Origin of the sequence: Nocardioides pini (assembly GCF_026712185.1) — a bacterium.
In the GTDB taxonomy this organism is placed as follows: domain Bacteria; phylum Actinomycetota; class Actinomycetes; order Propionibacteriales; family Nocardioidaceae; genus Nocardioides; species Nocardioides pini.
The window spans coordinates 705,962-727,189 of the sequence record NZ_JAPPUX010000003.1 but is presented as its reverse complement, the minus strand read 5'-3'; the positions used below and the strand labels follow the sequence as shown (position 1 = coordinate 727,189).

The 21,228-nt window shown below is 68.4% G+C and carries 16 protein-coding genes and 1 other RNA gene; 1 reads left to right on the top strand and 16 read right to left on the bottom strand.

Translation table 11 applies throughout. From position 1 onward, the window contains the following. Positions 1–469 precede the first annotated feature (469 nt). The 6 genes from NYO98_RS13215 to NYO98_RS13190 form a co-directional block, all read right to left on the bottom strand. The gene (locus NYO98_RS13215; RefSeq protein ID WP_268112194.1) at positions 470–1,402 is read right to left on the bottom strand and encodes a hypothetical protein; all 933 of its coding nucleotides are present in this window, start codon (positions 1,400–1,402) and stop codon (positions 470–472) included. Next, complete coding sequence (locus tag NYO98_RS13210; protein ID WP_268112225.1) at positions 1,399–2,469, bottom strand: DUF3696 domain-containing protein; 1,071 nt, start codon at positions 2,467–2,469, stop codon at positions 1,399–1,401. Before NYO98_RS13210 ends, NYO98_RS13215 begins: the two co-directional genes overlap by 4 nt. A 5-nt stretch (positions 2,470–2,474) precedes the next feature. Continuing rightward, positions 2,475–3,638: a DUF262 domain-containing protein gene (locus NYO98_RS13205; RefSeq protein WP_268112193.1), complete on the bottom strand. Its 1,164-nt coding sequence runs from the start codon at positions 3,636–3,638 to the stop codon at positions 2,475–2,477. Positions 3,639–3,909: 271 nt separating this feature from the next. Then, a complete protein-coding gene (locus NYO98_RS13200) occupies positions 3,910–7,038 on the bottom strand; it encodes a type I restriction endonuclease subunit R (RefSeq protein WP_268112192.1) in 3,129 nt (1,042 codons plus the stop codon). Then, entirely contained in the window at positions 7,038–8,219 is a 1,182-nt protein-coding gene (locus tag NYO98_RS13195; RefSeq protein WP_268112191.1) for a restriction endonuclease subunit S, read from the bottom strand. The genes NYO98_RS13200 and NYO98_RS13195 overlap by 1 nt, the downstream gene beginning before the upstream one ends. Next, positions 8,216–9,961, bottom strand: coding sequence for an HsdM family class I SAM-dependent methyltransferase (locus NYO98_RS13190; RefSeq protein WP_268112190.1), 1,746 nt, complete (start codon positions 9,959–9,961; stop codon positions 8,216–8,218). Before NYO98_RS13190 ends, NYO98_RS13195 begins: the two co-directional genes overlap by 4 nt. A gap of 99 nt (positions 9,962–10,060) precedes the next feature. On the opposite strand from NYO98_RS13190, the gene NYO98_RS13185 reads away from it, so the two are divergent. Continuing rightward, complete coding sequence (locus NYO98_RS13185; RefSeq protein ID WP_268112189.1) at positions 10,061–10,489, top strand: hypothetical protein; 429 nt, start codon at positions 10,061–10,063, stop codon at positions 10,487–10,489. Positions 10,490–10,629: 140 nt separating this feature from the next. On the opposite strand, the gene ssrA is transcribed toward NYO98_RS13185, so the two are convergent. The 10 genes from ssrA to smpB form a co-directional block, all read right to left on the bottom strand. Continuing rightward, positions 10,630–11,000, bottom strand: a transfer-messenger RNA (tmRNA) gene (gene ssrA / locus NYO98_RS13180). A gap of 69 nt (positions 11,001–11,069) precedes the next feature. Continuing rightward, the gene (locus NYO98_RS13175; RefSeq protein WP_268112188.1) at positions 11,070–12,839 is read right to left on the bottom strand and encodes a hemolysin family protein; all 1,770 of its coding nucleotides are present in this window, start codon (positions 12,837–12,839) and stop codon (positions 11,070–11,072) included. Between the two features lie 9 nt (positions 12,840–12,848). Further along, positions 12,849–13,766 carry an ROK family protein gene (locus NYO98_RS13170; RefSeq protein WP_268112187.1) on the bottom strand — a complete coding sequence of 306 codons (918 nt, stop codon included), beginning with the start codon at positions 13,764–13,766 and terminating at the stop codon, positions 12,849–12,851. Then, a complete protein-coding gene (locus NYO98_RS13165) occupies positions 13,763–15,193 on the bottom strand; it encodes a glycoside hydrolase family 3 N-terminal domain-containing protein (protein ID WP_268112186.1) in 1,431 nt (476 codons plus the stop codon). Before NYO98_RS13165 ends, NYO98_RS13170 begins: the two co-directional genes overlap by 4 nt. Before the next feature lie 68 nt (positions 15,194–15,261). Further along, entirely contained in the window at positions 15,262–16,101 is an 840-nt protein-coding gene (locus NYO98_RS13160) for a carbohydrate ABC transporter permease (RefSeq protein ID WP_268112185.1), read from the bottom strand. Then, complete coding sequence (locus tag NYO98_RS13155; RefSeq protein ID WP_268112184.1) at positions 16,098–17,057, bottom strand: carbohydrate ABC transporter permease; 960 nt, start codon at positions 17,055–17,057, stop codon at positions 16,098–16,100. Before NYO98_RS13155 ends, NYO98_RS13160 begins: the two co-directional genes overlap by 4 nt. 93 nt (positions 17,058–17,150) lie before the next feature. After that, on the bottom strand, positions 17,151–18,443 hold the full coding sequence (locus tag NYO98_RS13150) for an extracellular solute-binding protein (protein WP_268112183.1): 1,293 nt from the start codon (positions 18,441–18,443) through the stop codon (positions 17,151–17,153). Positions 18,444–18,493: 50 nt separating this feature from the next. Further along, positions 18,494–19,627 carry an ROK family transcriptional regulator gene (locus NYO98_RS13145; RefSeq protein ID WP_268112182.1) on the bottom strand — a complete coding sequence of 378 codons (1,134 nt, stop codon included), beginning with the start codon at positions 19,625–19,627 and terminating at the stop codon, positions 18,494–18,496. A 216-nt stretch (positions 19,628–19,843) separates the two neighbouring features. Continuing rightward, complete coding sequence (locus tag NYO98_RS13140; protein WP_268112181.1) at positions 19,844–20,716, bottom strand: amidohydrolase family protein; 873 nt, start codon at positions 20,714–20,716, stop codon at positions 19,844–19,846. Between the two features lie 19 nt (positions 20,717–20,735). Continuing rightward, complete coding sequence (gene smpB, locus NYO98_RS13135) at positions 20,736–21,215, bottom strand: SsrA-binding protein SmpB (protein WP_268112180.1); 480 nt, start codon at positions 21,213–21,215, stop codon at positions 20,736–20,738. Between the last annotated feature and the right edge of the window lie 13 nt (positions 21,216–21,228).

The following is a 21,228-nucleotide window of genomic DNA, read 5'->3' as shown; positions in this document are numbered from 1 at the left end:
GGATTGCTGCCTCGTGGTGATGAGCGAGTGAGGGCTTCCCCGAAATGGCGTGCCACGCGTGGAAGTCGCACCGACATCGCTCCATGCGTGCCCCGCTGCACACGGCGAACCGGAAGTTTGCACACGGTCCCCTAGTCAGCCTCTTTAGGCACCACTGGACGCATCTAAGAGATACCCCGGTGCTGTGTGTCCCAACGCGGAGCCCCGTGCCGCCCCGCGAACCGCGGCTCTCAACCACTGGGATGCTCTGTGCACGGAGCACGACGCATCCTGGTCTCGCACATCGGGATACGGGATCCACTCACGTCCGGTGGATCGCATCCATCGGAGCCAATGCGCTACGTGTGGCGCCACGACGTTCAATTCGGCACCCCCCGGTTTCTCGGACGTCGTGAGCGAGCGACCTCCTACGGATGAGCGCCCTCCCTATCCGACGGCTGCGTGGCTGGGTCTGGACTTCGACGAGCGGTTACGTCGGAAGGTGCTTGGCAAAGATTCCGACAAGTAGCCGACCCTCGGCGACTGCGAAGTGCACGCGATTCTGGTGAGGCTCGAGTTTGGCGTGCCACTCGCACACGTGGACGATGCCGTCGAATTCGGCCTCTCGGCGGCGCATCGCCGTTGCGTTGCGGTGGGTATTGGGCGACTCGGGCGAGCAGTCGACGCCATAGGCGGCGCTCATGACCCGTGCCCGCATGTCGTTCTGCGACTCCACAGCAAAGACGGCAGCCGCGCCGTCGTCGAGTCCTGAGAGCACCTCAACTAGACGTTCGCGCACGTCGCGCCAACTGCCCTCGAACCGGTTCGTCTGGGTCCACACCTCGGGTGCGAAGTGAGTACGAGGGAATGCAGCGGCGCTGGCGGCGCTCATTTCCGTAGGCGTAGCCTCGTAGCGGGTCAGGCTGTCCCGCCAGAAGGCAGTCAGGTGGTCGATTTCGACGACGCACCAGACAGCCGCAGCGCTACCCGTGCCACCGAGCGGTCGCATCTGGCAGAGCCCTGCGATTGACGGAGAAGCGGCGAGAGACAGTAGGGCCCACGGCTCCGCGCCGACTCGGGATACACAGAGCCCGATGGAAGGAGCGATGTCGACACCGTCGTCACCGTCGGTCCACTCGAGTTCAGGACTGCCTTCCGCAGCACCCCAGAACGACATCCTCTCGATTCGTCGTCCGAGCAGGAGCCGAAGGTCGCGGTCCATCGGAGAATCGGGGCGATAGAGGAAGTCTGACAGCGTCGGGAACGGGTCGGTGGGGACCGAGAACACCTCCTCCCACGCCACCACTCGCGCGCTGGCCTCGGCGGCGTCGAGGACGTCGAGGAACTGGTGGACGGCCTCCTCGGTGCAGGTCCCGAGCCTGGCAAGGCCGTGCTCGGCGACGACGAAGGTCGCTGGGATCATCGATCCGTCGGCCGAGGCCGGGTGATCGAGCGCAGGTCGACTTCCATCTGATCGAAGAACCCGGCGGGCCAGTGATCGGGCCGGCCGCGCTGGTCGATGGTGATCCGCTCAGGCTCGGCTCGACCGGCGAGGAAGTGGATCGTCACCGTGTCCGACGCGACTTCCCCAGACACTACCGATCGGCGTATGCCGTTGAGAACGTGGTCGCTGTGAGTCTCGACGATGACTTGCACCCCGCACGAGGACACGCGGGCCAGGAACCTAGCCACCGCTGATTGGGCCGCTGGGTGCAGATGAGCCTCAGGCGAGTCGATCACAAGCAGGTCACCGGGTCGCGCGGTTAGGCCGGCCACGATCACCGGAAGGGCGTAGCTGATCCCGAAGCCGACGTTGGTTGGCAGCAACCAGTCGCCGAGCGATGACGACCGGACGTGCAGCGTCGTTATGTCGGTCCGGGGCACGAGACGTGCCTCGAACTGGATCGCGCCGACAAGCTCGCTCATCCATGCCTCTGTCTGCGAGGCGAGAGTCGTGACTCTGGGCTGATTGGGATGAACGAGGTCGGGTGCGACGTCGCGCCGAGCATGGACGGCGAGCGCGTGTGCGACGAAGCGCCCGTCGTCGCCCAGCTCGATGTCGCCGACGGTTGCACTGACGGCCGGGGCTGAGCCATGGGACGTTCGGGGGCCGAGGCGTTCAGCGCCGAGATAGATCGGACGGAAGGTCGGCGCTCGAGCGTCGTCGCACAGGACGTAGCTCGCATCCTCGAACCCATCAAACTGCGTCTCAAAAGCCCAGGCGGTTGTGCTCTCATCCACGTCGATCTCAACCTCGACGGTAGTCGTGGTGGCGTCGAGTGCCAGCAGGTCGACCGGCTGACCAAGCCTGAGACCCGGCTTGGCGTTGAGGGGCACACGGTCGCCAGGCGAGAGCCCAGCCTGGTGGGCCAGCAGGAGGGACTGGACGAGGGTACTTTTGCCGCTCGAATTTAGCCCAGTCAGCACGGTCAGGCCGGTGAGCACGAACGACTGGTCGAGGAACCGCTTGAAGTTCCGCAGCCGCACCATGGTGATCACGCGTCGTACCCCACGATGGTGGCTGCGGTGCGGAACCGGGTAGTCACGCGACGTGGGTCGCCAGTCGACGAGCTGATGGAGTCGATGTATGCGTAGTCGGAGGTCATCGCCCTACGCGTGTCCTGGACGATGCGGTCAGAGTGTGCGGCGAGGTGGGAGGACGGGACCTCGATCAGCGTGACCGCCCAGCTCTCGAGCAGGGCACGGTTGATTGGGGATCGGTAATCGCTGCCCAGGGGCCACTTACGGAACGTGTGTCGCCCAAACAGGTCGTGGCACTTGATCATGGCTGCATCGAAGTCGGCGTACAACTGCTCGAGCTGAACGTCGTCGACCCTCGTCTCGTCGTCGAGATCGGCAACCGTGCGATCAAGCAGCCGCTCGAGCGACCCGAACTTGTCGTAGGACTCGATGTCGCCCAAGAGTCGGAACGCCAGGAAGCGGAGCACCGACTCGCGGTCGTGCATGCGCACGTGCTCCCACAAGGCGCCACCGGTGGCCGTGTAGAACGCGTCGTTCTGCGCGCACCGCTTGAGGAAGGCGCGGCTGCGCGCTCTGCTCATGCAGTGCCGGATCTCCATGCTGTTGAGCGGTTCACCGCCGGTATTGATGCGCTTGAAGATGTCGTACTTGACATCGGGTGGGGTCGTTGGGTCGATGACGTGCACGACGATCTGGGCATTGTTGAGCCGGCGCTGCAAGGCAGGCGGGAGATCATCGAAGTGGTCGCCCTGCTGGTTCGTTAGGTACTCGAGGTCGGTGAGGGCGAATTCACGGTTGCGCACGAAGCCGTGGATAGTCGACAGCCTTTGTAGGCCGTCGACGACGCGCAGCATGCCGTCGGTGTCTTCGGCGAAGTAGAACGCCGGGAGAGGGATCTGCAGCAAGAGGCTTTCGACCAGCCGCGACTTCTGCCGGGGCTTCCAGACCCTGTTGCGCTGGAAGTCGGGCGCCAGGTCGAGGTCGTCAGAGTCGATCATGTCGAGCACATTGCGCAGGGAGAAGTTCTTCGTCGAGACGCGGATCTTCTCGGGGTCCCACGGGTCTGCGATCTGCCCGTCCCCCGCGGTGCCGATCTGCTCGATCTCGACGCCGGTCTTCTCGCCACCGAACACCTCCTCGACGTAGGGGGTCGGCTCATCCGAGGTCTCAACGGTCATGGTGGAATGCTATGCCGCGTCCAGCCGTCAGCTCACTTGCGCGAGTGCGATCCGCATGAAGTGTTGTCGCCAACTCGGCCTGGGTGAAGACCCCGACCAGCAGCCGACCAGGGTTTCCCGCGTCGCGGGCTTACGCATGCGAGTGAGATTCATGGTCGGTGTCGTACAGCCGGGCACGCCCTCGCTGGACGCTGCCGAGCTGTAGTGTCCTCCGCCCTAGGACGCACACCGCGCCAGCCGCCATGGATCGCAACTTCTCTTGCTGACGTGTTCAGCGGACGACTGCCGACTCGTCGATCGCCGCTTCGTAGAACGCGTCCGCCAGCGCAAGGACGACGCCGTTGATCCCGGGACCGTCGCTGAAGAAGTAGTCGGCCATCGTGTTGTGGGCGCCTTGGTTGTCGATGACTGCCTCGGTGACCGCCGATTGGAAGTCCTGGGATTCCAGAAACTGCTTCTTCGAGTTCACCTGGGTCTGCTTGACCAAGTCGGGATAGGCGAGCAGTCGTTGGACGAGGCCGTTGACGAACTCGCGCACCTGGGACTCGGTGAAGGCTTCGGCGCCGAAGAGGTCGTTCATCTTGTCGATGACGACCTGTAGGGCGACGTACTTCGGTTCCTTCTTGGTGCCGGTGCCGGCGGCGCTGATGCCCTTGAGCTGTCCGTCGCCGGTCAACGAGATGTCGACCTGGGTGCTTTTGGTGTGCTTGACACCGACGAGGACGACATCGGAGAGATCAACCTCCGCTGCCCACGAGGAGTCGTCGATGACCCGTTCGAGGAGGCGCAGGTAGATGGAGAGCATCTCCAGGTAGGGGTCACCGTAGTCGACGATCTGGCTCATGAAGTCGTAGAGCCGCACGTAGGTCGAGACGTCCTTGCGGAACAGATCGAGGGTGTTGAGGGTGACCTTGTCGTCTTCCTCCAGTGCCCGGGCGTAGCGGCGTGCGAAGTCGTGCTGTGCGGGGCTGATCGCTGCGGAGAGAGCGTTGTTGCCCTTGCGGGTGACCCACAACTCGGCGACCTTGCGGACGTCGTCCTCGGTGTAGATGCCGGCCTGAGCGAGCTTGGTCGCCAGGTGCACCACGACGTAGGGGTCGGTCTCGGTCTCCAGTGTGGCGTTCTTGAAGTAGGGCTCGAATGCGGCCTTGATGTCCTCGGGCTTGTTGACGAAGTCGATGACGAACGTCTTGCGCTTCTGCTCCCCCGATGCCGTGCGGTGGGTGCGGTTGAGCCGGGATAGCGTCTGCACCGCCGTCACGCCGGAGAGTTTCTTGTCGACGTACATCGCCGAGAGCAGCGGCTGGTCGAACCCAGTCTGGAACTTGTTGGCGACCAGCATGATCTTGTAGGTCTCGCCCTTGAACGCCGCCGCGAGATCTGCACCAGCGCCGGGATTCATGTTGGCCTCGGTGAACTCGTCGTCCTTGTCCGGCACCGGACCCCAGTCGGATGCCCAGACCTCGTCCTCGTCCATCCGCACCCCACCGGAGAACGCGACCAGGGTCCGGTAGTTGTAGGAGGCGTCCTCGGCGGCGCGCTTGGCGATGTAGGCGTCGATGGCCATCTTGTACTTCACCGCAGCCTTACGGGAGTCCGTCACCACCATCGCCTTGGCCTTGCCTTCCAGCAGGTGGGCGACGTTGGTGTGGAAGTGCTCGACGATGATCTGCACCTTCTGGCTGATATTGGTGGGATGCAGCCGCACCCACCGCATCAGGCCCTTGCGTGCGGCACCCTCTTCGACCTCGCCTTCGCTGTTGGCGTTGCCGGCGATCTTCAGGGCGGTCTCGTAGGCCTGGTAGCCCTTGAGGACGTCGAGAATGTAGCCCTCCTCGATGGCCTGCTTCATCGAGTACAGGTGGAACTCGCGGGGCTTCCCGTCGGGGCCCTTGCGGCCGAACAGCTCGAGTGTCTTGTTCTTCGGGGTGGCGGTAAAGGCTAGGTAGGAGATGTTGGGCGATTCCGCGCGTTCGCTCATTTCCGAGGCGAGGATCGCCTCGACGTCGATCTCGCCACCGTCCTCGATCTCCTGGAGCTCCTCCGCGGTCAGGACCTGCTTCAGCTTGGAGGAGATCTGCCCGGACTGCGAGGAGTGCGCCTCATCGGCAATGACGGCGAACTTCTTGCCCTTCAGCCCAGCGTCGGCCCGGATCTCCTCCAGCGCGTACGGGAACGTCTGCACCGTCACCGCGATGATCAGCTCACCGTTCTTCAACGCAGTCGCGAGCAGGCTCGACTTCGACTTCGCGCCCGCCTTGCGGACATCCTCGGGGCTGATGGTGGCCACGATCTTGTTTCCATCGAGCTGACGGATGGCCTCCTGGAGCTGCCCGTCGAGCACGGTGCGATCGACGACCACGATGACGGAGTCGAAGACCTTCTTGTTGTCCACGTGCAGCCGGGCCAGCCGGTGCGCGGTCCAGGCGATCGTGTTGGTCTTCCCCGACCCGGCGGAGTGCTCGATCAGGTACCTCTGCCCCACACCCTCCTCGGCGACCGCGGCCACGATGTCCGTGACAGCCTCCCACTGGTGGAACCGGGGGAACAGCATGCTGGTGCGACGCACCGAGGTGCCGGTGGCGACGTCCCACTCCTCCTTGGTCTCCACGAGCATCAGACGTCCGATGATCGTGAGCCAGGCGTCCTTCTCCCACACTCGCTCCCACAAGTACGCCGTCGCCGACTTGCCGTCCCCGCCAGGCGGGTTGCCGGCCCCGGCGTCGTAGCCGGTGTTGAACGGCAGGAAGTGGGTCTTCTCCCCCTCCAGCCTGGTCGTCATCGCCGCCAGGTCGTTGGAGACCGCGAAGTGCACCAGCGCCCGGTGCCCGAACGACAACAGCGGCTCAAGTCGGCCGTTGGTCACCGGGTTGCGATCCCTGCGGTACTGCTGGATCGCCTCGTCCAACGACTGGGTGAAGTGGGTCTTCAGCTCCACCGTCGCCACCGGGAGACCGTTGACGAAGAACACCAGGTCGATGCTGCGCTGGTCAGCCGTGGAGAAGTGCACCTGCCGCATCACCCGGACCCGCATCGCTGCGTAGTGGGCGTTGGTCGTTTCGTTCAACGCTGTCTCGGGACGGAACTGCGCCATCTTCAGCCGGCCGCCTCCGATGTACTGCACCCCGTTGCGCAGGATGTTCAGCGTCCCGCCGCCGTGCTCCAGGGGCTTGTCTAGCGCCGTGGTGAGCACGTCGATGAACTTCGCCGGCGACCCGGCCGCCTTCAGCGCCTTCTCGTACGCCGCCGGCTGCGTCTCCTCCAGCCAGGCAAACAGGTCCTCGGGAAAGAGCGCCCGCTCCCTGTCGTAACCAACATCGTTCGCCGAGTACAGCCATCCGTTGTGGGACAGGTGCCCGCAAATTTCTGTCTCGAACACGACCTCGTTGTAGCCAGCCATCACGCCACCTCTCGCACGTCAATCTGCCCAGTCACCGCTGCGGTGATCAGCGCTGAGCGTCGTTCGCGAGCGAGCTCAATGAAGCGCTCGGTCTCAGCGACGAGCGCATCGATCTTCGCTGTCTGATCATTGAGGCGCGCCGCGATCCGCCGCTGCTCTCGTAGGGGCGGCACGGGGATTCTGAAAGACCTGATCTTGTCCTGGTTGATGTTCGGCTGCCCTCCTCCAGCAGCCTCCAGAAGCAGCCAGCCCTTTGCGGCCATCAGGCTGTACTGCACGAACTCAGGAATAGCCCCGGTGGGACCAATGAGCGCACAGCACGCCTGATTCGACGCTGCGTCCACGCCAAGTAACGCCATTCGGCCAATCGTGGCTCCGTACATCGCGATGAGAAGCGAGCCAGCGGGGTGGATCTTGAGGGCGGAGTAGCGATTCACCACTTCGGAAGTGACACCACGCGCAGTCCCGAAAACGACGGACTCTCGAAGCTCGCCAGTCGTCACCCATGGCACGTCCGCATCTTCGTCGTAGGTGATGTCCTCGTTGGAAGGCGTGGTTCCGCTGCCGGTCGCCTGAAAGAGCCAAGAAAGCCGCATCATCGGCCATTCGTCTGGGCGCGTTGAACCCCAGCCGGTCTCCGTAGAGATGAGCGCCGCACGCAACTCTCGAAGCATCTCGATCAGGCGTTGCTGTTCCTCGATGAGGGTGTCGATGCGGGAGGTCTCGCGGTCGAGGTAGTCAGCGATGGCGCGCTGCTCCGGAAGATCGGGAGCGGTCATCCGGATACCACGTACCTGGCTTGAAGAGAGGTGCTTGACGGTCGTCGCGTACGTGAGGTCGTTGATGACCTGCAGATGCGCGGGGAGCGCATAGGCGAGGAATCGCATGTCGGCGCAGCCGTTGGCCCGGAGTAGGCAGAGGCGCTGATTCAAGGCTGCCGGGCCGCGGGACCAGGCAACGACGTTGAAGTCACCGTCCATACCGATCACGACGTCGCCGTCCGAAACCAAGACCGGTTCAGGAACGATTTCGGCTGGGAGGAACGTCTCGAACGAGGTGCCGAGGATGTCACGGATTCTCACCAATGGGAGATCACCATCGTCTGCGAAGTCGGTGGAGTCGAACGGAAAGCCGTTGATCAGATCGGCCATCTCCCGCACCCGCCGCTCACGCCACGTCATCCCTCCACCTCCCGCAACAGGTCAAGGATCTTGGCGACCTGCTTCTCCAGGTCGGCGTCGATCTCGGCGAGGGGGCGGGGTGGGACGTACTTGTAGAAGTGACGGGTAAAGGGGATCTCATAGCCGGTCTTGGTCTTGGCCCAGTCGATCCAGGCGTCGGGGACGTGGGGCTTCACTTCGGTATCGAAGTAGGCCTGGATGACCTCGGCCCTCCCCGCGGCGCCGGCGGTGGAGCCGCCGTAGGTGAAGGGCACGTTCTCGGTGTCGCGCTTCTTGGAGTCGGGCTTGGGCTTGCCCTTGCGGTCGACGACCGGCTTGCCGTCCTCGTCGAGGAGGGGCCGTTCCACGGTGATGGTCCAGTAGCCGAACTCGTCGTTGGAAAAGACCTTGGAGTAGTCGGGGTCAGCGTCGGTGAAGTCGGCGTACAGGCGGAGCACCTGGGCGCGGTCGGTGTCGCTGATCTCGCGGCCCTTGGAGCCCAGGTTCTTGCGCATCTTGGTCCAGAACGAGGTGCCGTCGATGAGCTGCACCAGACCCTTGCGGTCGGGGTGCTTGCTGTTGTCGAGGATCCAGATGTAGGTGGCGATACCGGTGTTGAAGAACATGTTGGTCGGCAACGCGACGATGGCCTCGACGAGATCCTTCTCCAGCAGCCACTGGCGGATGTTGGAGGGCCCGGATCCGGCGCCTCCGTTGAACAGGGGGGAGCCGTTCATGACGATGCCGACCCGGCCGCCGCCGTCCTCGGGTGCCCGCATTTTGTGGGCGAGGTGGAGCAGGAAGAGCATCTGACCGTCGGAGGTGGCCGGCAGGCCGGGGGCGAAGCGGCCGTAGGGGCCGGCTTCGTCGCGTTCCTTGGTGATGGCCTTGGCGTACTGCTTCCAGTCCACGCCGTAGGGCGGGTTGGACATGGAGAAGTCGAAGCGGCGACCGGGGAACGCGTCGTCAGTCAGGGTGTTCCCGAACGCGATGTTGGTGGCGTCGTGGCCCTTGGCGAGCAGGTCGGACTTGCAGATCGCGTACGACTGCGGGTTGTACTCCTGTCCGAACAGCGTCAGCCGCGCGTCGGGGTTCTGCGCCAGCAGGTGCTCCTCTGCCAGCGAGAGCATTCCGCCGGTGCCGGCGGTGGGGTCGTAGAGCGTGCGGACGATGCCGGCCTCGGTCAGGTCGGCGTCCTTCTCCGCGAACAGCAGGTCGACGAGCAGCTTGATCGCGTCGCGCGGTGTGTAGTGGTCGCCGGAAGTCTCGTTCGCGGCTTCGTTGAACTTGCGGATGATGTACTCGAAGGCGTCCCCCATGTCGGAGTTGGACACCTTGTCCGGGTGCAGGTCCACGGCACCGAACGACTTGACGATCTCGCGCAGGAGCCCCGCCTTCTCGAGGGCGAGGATCTCCTTCTTGAAGTCGAAGTACTCGAACACGTCGACGTCGGCGGAGAACCGGTCGACGTAGTCGGTGAGGTTGTCCGCCAGTCCATCGGCGTCGGCCAGCAGATTGGCGAACCCGTAATTCGAGGTGTTGTAGAACGGCCGCCCGGTGGCCTTGGTGACCTCGACCTTGAGCCGGTTCTGGTTGTCGAACTTCGCAGCCAGCTCCCGCACGGTGTCGCGGTCGGGTTCCAGAATGCAGTCGAGGCGTCGCAGGATCGTGAACGGGAGGATCACGGTGCCGTACTGGTTGGGGCGGTAGGGGCCGCGGAGCTGATCGGCGATGGACCAGATGAAGCTTCCGAGCGTGCTCACCGGGCTGCCTCGCTACGGGTGTCGCTGAGTGTCTGGTGGTGTCTATCTGACCGCGTTGCGCTGATGTGTCCCCGAATCGGCATGGGTTCATCTTGGCCCATGCCCGCGGTGCTGGCAGGTGAAGCCGAACGGAGCCGGGCATGCGAGGGCGTATCACCTTTTTCTGGTCGCCTGCCCGGCTCGCTCGCGCGCCTCCACGAGGCGGCGGGCAGCGAGCAGTGGGAGCTCGCCTACGCCCTGCGCTCGGCCGTCGAGGCAGTCTTCGGCAACATCAAGAACCGTGGCACGGAGGACGTACGGCGCGGGTTCGTCCAGGTCGTCGGACTGCCACTCGTCACGCTGGCCGTCGCCGCGGCCGCCGCCTGCTACAACATTCGCATCCTCGAGAAGCACAGCCGCGAGTCCGGCGAACGGATCGACAGCCCGCTGATGAACCACCCCCTCGACGGAGAGGTCATCGAGAGCCTGATCCTCCGCGGCGACGAGGTCTTCGAGCACGTCGAGCGACTCGAGCAGACGGCCGCCTGAGGACTCTTGGCCCAACAACGAGAGGGCCCCAACCACGACGGTGGTTGGGGCCCTCTCGTTGTTCTGCTGGGGCTGTTGGAGGTCTCCCGAACAGTCCCCAATTCGGGAAACTGTTCGGGCCCATTTCGGGAAAGCCCTCTTGGTGGAGCTGCGGGGAATCGAACCCCGGTCCTCGAGCGTCGATCCAGGTCTTCTCCGGGTGCAGTCAGTGATGTCGCTTTTCTCGGCCCCGGCGCTCGCACAGACACGTCGCCGACAGGCCCAGTCAGGATCAAGTCCCGGTCACCCCTCCTGACAGAGAGTGACCAGCAAGTCTCCTAGATGAGGCCTGGGTCCGGGACGGAGACGGGTGCCCGGTCAGACCCTTCGATCACTGCTCAGGCAGCGAGAGCGAAGTCGTTGCGATTGGTGTTGGCAACTATGGATTTCCAGCGATCGTTTACGAGATGACGCTGGCTTCTCGACCCGCTTCCCCTGGAACTAACGTCCCAAGTCGAAACCGATCAGCCCCTCTTGTGTTGTCAAGCAGGCCCGAGCCCACGGCTCCAGCCTACTGGTCCCAACCGACGGACCGCGAACGCTATTCCGCCGGGCGGAGCGGTTCGGAGTGCCAGACGTCGTCGTCGAGGCGCCACAGCTGGCGGTCGGTGCTGCCCACCAGGTCCTGGGGGACCTCGTGGTCGAAGTCGAGCCCGGCCTCGTGGACGGCCTGGTGGTGCCGGGTCCACGTCGCGGCGTGCCGCGCCCTCGCGTCGGCCTTCTCCGCGTCGGTCGCTCCGGTCGGGGTGAACACGCCGCCGTGCGGCGCCTCGAGCCCCACCTCGGCTCGGGTGCCGTCGGGAGCGATCCCGTAGAGCCGCTCGTCGGTCATCCGGTGGTCCGCCCGCACCAGGAGCGTCCCGTCGTCGCGCCAGCGGAACCGGACCGACCACCCCTGGCCCTTGAGGTGCCCGTCGCGGTGGGTGGCGACGGCGTCGTCGGGCAGGAAGAGCCCCCAGGTGGCGAAGTCGTCGGCGAACGCCTGCTGCTGGGGCGTCGGCCCGGCCGGGCGCCGCCACTCTTCACCGCCGGGCTCCCCCGGCGGGACGGGCGCGGCCTGCAGGCGTACGCGCGTGATGCGGTGGCCGTCGACCTCGACGACCTCGAGCGGGCGGTCCCCGACGACCACGGAGTCACCGACCTCGCCCATCCGCGCCAGTCGGTGGAGGACGTAGCCGGCGACGGTCTCGTAGGGGCCGTCCTCGAGCTCGACGCCGGTCCGCTCCGCGAACTCCTCGATCGTCAGGCCGGCGTCCACGGTCGTCGGGTCCGCGGACGCGGCGACCTCGGCGTCGGTGTCGTACTCGTCGTGGATCTCGCCGACGAGCTCCTCCATGAGGTCCTCGAGGGTGACGATGCCGTCGGTGCCGCCGTACTCGTCGACCACCAGCGCGATGTGCGCGCCCAGGCTGCGGAGCTGGTCGATGGAGGGCAGCACGCGGTTGGTCCGCGGCAGCACCGGCAGCTCGCGTGCGATTGCGGCGACGGTCGTCGAGCGATCGTCCGCGCGCCCGAGCACGTCGCGCAGGTGGAGGTAGCCGAGCACCTCGTCGAACGACGTGCCGGTGACCGGGTAGCGGGTGTAGGGCTGGTCGACGATGACGGCCACGGCGTCGGCGAGGCTCATGTCGCCGCGCAGGAAGACGACGTCACCGCGCGGCTTCATCACCTCGCTCAGCGAGCGGTCACCGGCCTCGAAGACGTCGTCGACGAGCTTGCGCTCGCCCTCGGGGATGTCCTCGTGGCCGGAGATCATCATCCTGAGCTCCTCCTCGTCGACCTCGTCGCCGGCGGCGTCGGGGTTGCCGCCGAGGAGGCGGACGAGCAGGTTGGTCGAGAGCGACAGCAGCCAGATGACCGGCGTCATCACGGTGGCGAACCTGCCGAGCGGCGGCGCGAAGAGCTTGGAGACCCCCACCGACCGCTGCAGCGCGAGCCGTTTGGGCACGAGCTCGCCGAGCACGAGGGAGAGGTACGACACGACGAGCGTCGTCACGACCAGCGACACCGTGTCGGGGGCTGGGACGCCGAGGCCCTCGAAGGCGGGGGCGAACGACGGCGCGAGGGTCGAGGCACCGAAGGCGGCGGAGAAGAAGCCCGCCACGGTGACACCGATCTGCACCGCGGAGAGGAACCGGTTGGGGTCGCGGGCGAGCGAGGCGACCGCGTGCCCGCGTCCGCCCTGGCTCTCGAGGCGCTCGACCTGGCCCGAGCGCAGCGAGACCAGGGCGATCTCGGTCGCGGCGAACACACCGCCCACCAGGATGAACGCGAGCACGAGCAGGACGTCGATCCACGTACCGGCTTCCACGGCCACAACCTACCGAGCGGCCACCAAGGCGGCGCCGACGGCGGCGACGGGGTAGTGGAGGGGGACCATGCTGAGCCGGTCGGCGAGGCCGAGCGAGGCGAGGAAGGGTGACCCCTCCCCCAGCGTGCGCAGCTGCCGGACCACCTGCTCGCGCAGCGGCTCGCCCACCTCCGCGACGCCACCACCCAGCACGATCCGCTCGGGGTCGATGGTGAGGCCGAGGGCACGGACCGCGCTGGCCACCCCCCAGCAGAAGCGGTCGCGCACGGCGATGGCCGCGGGGTCGCCCGCGGCGGCCGCCGCGAAGAGCGCCGCTGCGGGCGGCCCGTCGGGAGTGGGCCAGGCACGGGCGAGGGCACGGCCCGACGCGATGGTCTCCAGACAACCCACCTGGCCGCAGCCGCAGGGATCGCCGGCCGGGTCGACCGGGAGGTGCCCGATCTCACCCGCCGCGCCGTGCTCGCCGCGGCGCAGCCGGCCGTCGACGACGAGCCCTGCGGCCAGCCCGGTGCCGACGCTGAGGTACACGACGTCGTCGGCCTCGACCAGCGCGCAGGCGGCGAGGGCCGCGGCGTTGACGTCGTTCTCCACGACCACGGGCACGCCGAGCCGCTCGGCGAGGAGGTCGCGCAGCGGCAGGTCGTCGCCGTTGACCCCCAGGTTGACCGCGTGCCGCAGCATCCCGCGCTCGCTGTCGACGAGCCCGGGGACGCCCACGCCGACGCGACACCCCAGGCTCCCGCCGCTCTCTCGGGCGAGGGCCTCGAAGACCCGCTCGGCGGTCGCGACCACACCGTCGGCGCCGGGCCGGGTGGACTCCCTGACCTGGGCCAGGATGGCGCCGTCCTCCCCGAGCACGACGCCGTGCGTCTTGGTGCCGCCGATGTCGAGGCCGACGCCTCGGGTGCCTGTCAGCGCGGCCCTCATCCCGACCACCCGGCCCCTCGCAGCAGCTGGGTGACCGCCGCGACGCCGGGTGCGGACGAGCCGCGCGTGCTGATGGTCGTGAGGCCGGCGCCGTGGGTCGACGGCCAGCCCCACTCGACGACGACCGCCGGTCGGCCGCTCGCCGCGAGCGTGCGCAGGAAGGCCAGCACCTCGGGGCGCCGGCCCGCGTCGCGCACCTGCACCACGAGGGGTACGCCGTCGGGGACCACGTCGGGCAGCCCGCCCGCCAGCGACCCCGGGTCGACGCGGTGCTCGGGCGGGAGGCCCCACGCCACGTCACCGACCGCGATGTTGGCCACGGTCTCGACGCTGACGACGGCGGCGCCGGTCAGATCGGGCAGGTCGCCGTCGACCCGCATCGCGGACGCGGCCGCACCGGCCTGCCGCGCCGCGTCGGGCGACTCGGCACCGCTGGCGGTCGTGGCCGTCGGCACGCCCAGCGCGGCAGTGCGTCGAGCGGCATCGGCGAGCCGGTCGTGCGCGAGCCGGCCGTCCGCCACGGCCGCGACGACCGCGTCGCGGACCTCCAGGACCAGCGGGGCCGGCGTGTCGGGGCCGAGGCAGAGCAGGTCGCACCCGGCGGCGAGGGCCTGGACGGCCGCCTCGGGGATGCCCAGCGTGGCGGACGCCCCGGCCATGTCGAGCGCGTCGCTGACGACCACGCCGTCGAAGTCGAGCACCTCGCGCAGCATGCTGAGGACCAGCGGGCTCAGGGTGGCCGGGCGGTCGGGGTCGATCGCGGGCACGACGATGTGCGAGGTCATGACCGCCTTGGTGCCCGCCTCGACGGCAGCGTCGAAGGGCACCAGCTCGCGGATGGCGAGGGTGTCCGCGTCGACGTCGATGCGGGGCAGGGCGAGGTGGCTGTCGGTGGCGGTGTCGCCGTGACCGGGGAAGTGCTTGGCGCACGCCGCGACACCGGTCGACTGGAGCCCCCGGGTCCACGCGGCCACGTGGGCGGCGACCTGCTCGGGGTCGACGCCGAAGCTGCGGGTGCCGATGACGGGGTTGTCGGGGTCGCTGTTGATGTCGGCGTCGGGCGCCAGGTCGAGGGTGACGCCCACGGAGGCCAGCTCGTGGCCCACCCAGCGACCGACGGCCTCGGTGAGCGCCAGGTCCCCCGCTCCTCCGAGGGCCGCGGCGCCGAGCACGGGGCTCGGGTGGCGGGTGTGCAGCCGGCTGACGTCGCCGCCCTCCTCGTCGACCGCTATCACCGCGGTGGGGTTGGCGGCGCGGATCTGGGCGCTGAGGGCGGCGAGCGCGGCGGGGCCGTCGGCGGTGTTGCTGCCGAAGTAGCAGATGCCGCCGAGGCCCTGCTCGAGGAGCGCGCGGTGGCCGTCTGGCAGCGTCGTGCCGGTGAAGCCGGGGAGCAGCACCCGCAGCGCCATGACCTGGAGATCATCCACGGTGTCGGGGTCCCCGCGGCGTTGTTCAGGGGAGCGCAGCGGAGGAGAAGGACGTCGTGGGATGGGCTTCATCCCTTCACCGCCCCGGAGGTGAGGCCGCTGACCATCCGGCCCTGCACGACGAGGAAGAAGACGATGACGGGGATCGCGATGAGGGTGGAGCCGGCCATGATCCCGCCCCAGTCGGTGCCGCGGTTGACGTCGGTGAAGGTCGACAGCCACAGCGGGAGCGTCCGCTGGTCCTCACGCGTCATCACCACGAGCGCCAGCGTGAACTCGTTCCACGCCTGGATGAAGCCGAAGACCCCGGTCGCCACCAGGCCGGGGGCGAGGAGCGGCAGCGTGACGCGGAAGAAGGCCTGCACGCGCGAGCACCCGTCCATCATCGCCGCCTCCTCCAGCTCGTAGGGCACCCCGGCGACGAAGCCGCGCAGGGTCCAGATCGTGAAGGGCAGCACGCCGGCGACGTACACCAGCGTGAGCCCGACGACGGTGTTGAGCAGGTCCATCGCCTTGAGCATCTTGTACTGGCTGATGAACAGGCCCTCCACCGGGATCATCTGGATCACCAGCAGCGTGACGATGAAGGTCAGCCGGCCGCGGAAGCGGAACCGGCTCACCGCCACGGCCGCCACGAAGGCGAAGAGCAGCGCCACGACGATCGTCAGGCCGGTGACCATCAGGCTCACCTGCAGCGCGTCGAGGAACTGGTCCGTGGCGAAGACCGTGCGGTAGTTGTCGAGGTCGCCCCCGAACGGCACCCAGGTCGGGGTCGGGCTCCGGATCTCGTTGCGCGCGAGGAACGAGCTGTTGACCATCCAGTAGACGGGGAACACCGAGAGCAGGAACGCCAGGACACCCAGGGTGTTGGCGGTGGCGCGCAGGGCTGGTCGGGTCGGCCGGCTCATGTCTCACCCTCCTGGCGGAGCATGGCGCGGACGTAGGGCGCGGTCAGGACCACGGTGAGCGCGAGCATGAAGATCGCCACCGCCGCCGACATGCCGAACTCCCCGCCGCCGATGCCGAGCCGGTAGATGTAGGTGCCCAGCAGGTTGGTGTCGCGGGCGCTGCCGCCGGCCTCCTGGAGGATGTAGATCTGGGTGAAGACGCGCAGGTCCCAGATGACCTGCAGCAGGCCCACGACGAGCAGCACCGGCCGGATGGTGGGCAGCACCACGTGGCGGAAGCGCGAGGTCGCGCCGGCGCCGTCGATCTCGGCGGCCTCGACGAGCTCCTCCGGCAGCTGCGTCAGGGCGGCGTACACGGTGAAGGCGACGAACGGCACGCTCATCCACACGACGATCACGGTCGCGACGAAGAAGAACGACAGCGGCCGCAGCAGCCAGCCGTGGCCCTCGTAGTCGAGGCCGAGGCCGGTGAGGACGTAGTTCACGACGCCGTACTGCGTGTCGAAGAGCCACTGCCACACGGTCAGCGAGGCGACCACCGGCATCGCCCACGCGAGCAGCAGCCCGGTCTGCACGAGGAGCCGCACGCCGCGCGACATGTGCCGCATCAGCAGCGCGAGGCCCACGCCGATCGCCATCGTGAGCACCGCGTTGACGAGGCAGAAGGCGATGGAGCGGAGGGTGACCCGCCACAGGTAGCCGTCGGCGACGAGCTGCCGGTAGTTCTCGGCGCCGACGAACTCGGGCGGGCGGCCGAACTGCTGGGCGAGGCCGAAGTCCTGCATGGAGAGCACGACCTGGCGCACGAGCGGGTAGCCGAGAGCCACCGCCAGCGCCAGCACGGCGGGGACGAGGAGGGCGTACGGCAGCGGGGTGCCGCGGCGCGGGCGGGGGGCCGTGCCGGGAACGGGCCCACGGGAGGTGTCACGGGCCGTGTGGCTCAGCATGTCGGTCATCGGTCCTCCTCTCCGGTGGCGGTGTGATTGTCGCGCGGGCGCGCCCCAGTGGGGGCAGCGGCTCGCGCCGCCCCCACTGGTGGTCGTCGATGGTCAGCCGTTGAGCTGGCTGTCCATCTGCTCGTCGGCCTTGGCGGCGAGCTCCTCCACGTCGCCGCCCTGAGCGATGGCGCTGAAGAGGTCCTCGAGGGCACGCGATCCCTCGACCGTCGCCCAGCCCGGGGCGGCCGGCGTGAGCTTGGCGTTGGACGCCGCGGCCACGGTGGCCTCGGCGTACTCGTCGTCACCCAGCAGCGGGGCCAGCGACGTGAGGGCAGGCGTCAGGCCGGCGTCGGCCATGAGCGTCTGGTACTCCTCGCTGAGCATGAGCTCGACGGCCTCCTGGGCCAGGTCCTGGTGGGCGGACTTGGCCGCGATGGCGATGTCGGACCCCCCGAGCAGCACGGGGGCCGGCTCGCCGTCCGGGCCGGGGAGCGCGAAGACGCCGACCTGCTTGGCGTGGCCGTCGGGGCAGCCGGTCTCGGGGTCGTCGAGGAGTCCCTTCACCCAGCCGGGAGTCGACATCATGCCGACCTCGCCCGCGCAGAACGGGGTCCACGGGTCGGCCTCGTTGCCGTCCTTGGGCGCGCCTGATGCCTCGGTGAACAGCTGCTGTGCCATCTCCAGGCCCGCCACGGACTCGGGGGACGACAGCGAGCCGGTCCACTCGCCACCGTCCTCGACGGCCAGGTCGCCGCCGGCGGACCACACGAAGGTCGCGCCGTTGCGCCAGTCCTGCCCGGGGAACCAGAAGCCGGAGAAGTTGCCCGGCTTGGGGTTGTCCTTCTTCAGGGTGGTGGCGGCCTGCACGAACTCGTCGAGCGTCGTGGGCACCTCGAGGCCGGACTTCTCGAAGAGGTCCTTGCGGTAGAAGATGTACTTCGAGCCCGCGTAGTAGGGAACGGCGTACGTCTCGCCGTCGACCGTCGCGCCCTCGACGAACCCGGGCAGCAGGTCGTCGCCGCCGAGGTCGTCCAGCTGGTCGGTGAGCGGCGAGAACGCGCCGGCCGCGGTGAACGTCGGGGCCTGGGTGTTGCCGATCTCGACCACGTCGGGGGTCTCGGACTCGCTGGACAGCGCGGTGGTGAGCTTCTCCACCAGACCGTCCCACTCCTGCTGCTCGATGGTCAGCGTGGACCCCGGGTTGTCCTCCTCGAAGGTCTTCTTCAACCAGTCACGGGCCTCCTGCGGAGTGTCCGTGCCGTTGAGCCAGACGCGGATGTCGGCGGACTCGGCGCCGCCGTCGTCGTCGGTGGACGACCCGTCGTCATCGCTGCCGCACGCGGCGAGCGTCGTCAGCGCGAGCGCGGCGACCGCCACCCCGGTCAGTGACTTCCTGATGCGCACCACAGTGTTCCTTCCATCGATCTTCCAGTGGGGTGTGAAGCGTGAGGCGCTCACGAGACGCCCAGCTCTCCGGCGAGCACGAGCACGGCCGCTCCCACGACCACCACGTCCTCTCCGAGCTTCGAGGTGCGGACGGCCAGCCCCGTGGAGCTGATCGGCATGGTCCGCTCGCGGATGGTCCGGTCCGTCGCGTCGAGCAACGGCCCGTCGAGCAGCTCCGCGGGGCCGCTCAGCACGATCTCGTGGAGGTTGAGCGCGGCGACGACGGGCGCCAGCACCTCGCCCAGCCGGGTCCCGACCTCGGCGAGCACGGCCGGGCCGTCCACGCCGGGCTCGCCGACGCGGCGCCGCAGCCGCGGCGCGGCGAGCAGCGTCTCCAGGCAGCCGGTCCGCGAGCAGGCGCACCGCTCACCGTCGGGGTCGACCACGACGTGGCCGATCTCGCCAGCGGCGCCGAGGTGGCCGTGGAGCAGCGACCCGCCAAGGACCAGGCCGGCGCCGACACCGGTGCCGACCCGCAGCACCATCAGCCCGCCGTCGCCGGACTCGCCGAACGTGTGCTCGCCGAGGACGGCGGTGTTGGCGTCGTTGGCGACGAACACCGGCACGTCGAGCGTCTCGGCCAGCCGGGCCGACAGCGGGGTGTCGGTCCACGCGAGGTTGGGCGCGTCGACCACCGTGCCCGCCGCGTCGACGACGCCCGGGCTGCCGACACCGACGCCGAGCACCGGGCGGTCCGTCATCGTCATCAGGTGGGAGGCGAGGCCCAGGACGAGCTCCACCGCCTGCTCGCCCTCGGCGCCGTCGACGTGCACCTCGTGCCGCGCCTGGACCGTGCCGGCGAGGTTGACGACCGCGCCGGACATCCGGTCGGTCTCGGAGAGGTCGAGGCCGATGATGTGGTGGGAGTCGGGGGCGAGCCCGACGAGCGTCGGCGGCTTGCCGACCCGCGACTCGGCGGGTGCGCCCAGCTCGGCCAGGAAGCCCTCGGCGAGCATCTCCCCCACCAGGTCGGACACCGTGACCCGCGTCAGCCCGCTCGAGCGCGCCAGGTCCGCGCGGCTCGCCGGACCCTCGCGGAAGAGCTGCTGGAGCAGCAGCGAGCGGTGGTGGCGGCGGGCGTCCTCCTGGAGCAGCTTGCCTCGGGGACGGAGCGGGCGGCCGACCGGTGTGTGCGCTGTCACATTAGTTAGTTCAGCGCACTTACATATCCCCCGTCAAGCACCCGCGCCCACATTTTGCGCTGGCGTGCCTGCCGGGAGCGGTGGCCCAGCCCTATTCCAGCGGCCGGAGATGTGGGTGGCGCACCGCCCGCCGGCGCGTCGTCGTACGACACGCCCCCGGGCGGTGGCCCAGCCACATTCCATTGGCCGGAGATGTGGGTGGCGCACCGCCCGGGGTCAGCCGAGGAGGGCGGCCGAGCTCTCCCAGCACACGGCGCGGAGCCACTCCTCCCCCAGTCCCAGCGCGGCCAGAGCCTCGAGCTGGACGACGTAGGGGTAGGGGATGTTCGGGAAGTCGCTGCCGAGGTGGACCCTCCCGGCCAGGCCGAGGTCGCGCAGCCGGGGCAGCAGGTCGGGTGGGTAGGCGCCGCCCATCTCCTCGAAGAACGGCGTGAAGGCCATCGTGGTGTCGAGCGCCACCCGCTCGTGGGACTCGGCCAGCTCGAGGAACTCGGCGTACTCCGGCGCTCCCGCGTGGGCGATGACGAGCCGCAGCCGCGGGTGGCGGGCCAGCAGCTCCCGCACCGGCTCCGGGCCGGTGTGCTCGGTCGGCACGGGTCCGCTGCCGGCGTGCAGCACGACGGGCGTGCCGGCGTCCGCGACGACGCCCCAGGCCTCGTCGAGCAGCGGGTCGGTGACGTCGAACGCCCCGACCTGCACGTGCACCTTCCACACCTCGACCGGCCGGTCCGACGCCGTGCGGGAGGTGACGTACGCCGTCACGCCGGGCTCGGGGAAGAACGTGCCGCACACCGCGGCCTCGGGCACCCGCTCCGCGAAACCGGCCGCCCAGTCGTTGAGGAACTCGGCCATGCCGGGCTTGTGCGCGTACGGCAGGGCGGTGAAGCGGCGTACGCCGAAGGAGCGCAGCACCTCGACGAGCGCGTCGTCCTCGTCGCGGTAGTGCAGCGGCCACGGCCGGCCGATCAGCGGGCCGGCGGCGTCGAACTGCGCTCGGACCTTCGCCATCACCCGCGGCGGCAGGAAGTGGGTGTGCAGGTCGATCAGGCCGGGCAGGCCGAGGGCCTGCGCGAACGCGATGGGGGTCAACCCGCCCTCAGTCCCGGTCTCAATCTCGGTGGCCCTTGAGCCGCCGCTGGACGGCCTCGACCTTCTCCCGGTTGGCCTGGCGCTCGGCGAGGGTGTGGCGCTTGTCGTAGGCCTTCTTGCCCTTGGCGAGGGCGATCTCGACCTTGGCGCGGCCGTCCTTGAAGTAGAGCGCGAGCGGCACGATCGTGTAGCCCTTGTCGGTGATCTTGCGCTCGATCTTGTCGATCTCGGACCGGTTGAGCAGGAGCTTGCGACGGCGGCGGGCGGAGTGGTTGGTCCAGCTACCCTGGCTGTACTCCGGGATGTGCACGCCGAGCAGCCACGCCTCGCCGTTGTCGATCTCGGCGAAGCCGTCGACGAGCGAGGCGCGCCCCTGGCGCAGCGACTTCACCTCGGTCCCCATCAGGACGAGCCCGGCCTCCCAGGTGTCCTCGATGTGGTAGTCGTGGCGCGCCTTCTTGTTCTGCGCGACCATCTTCTGGCCCTGCTCCTTCGCCATGGGTCCATTGTCC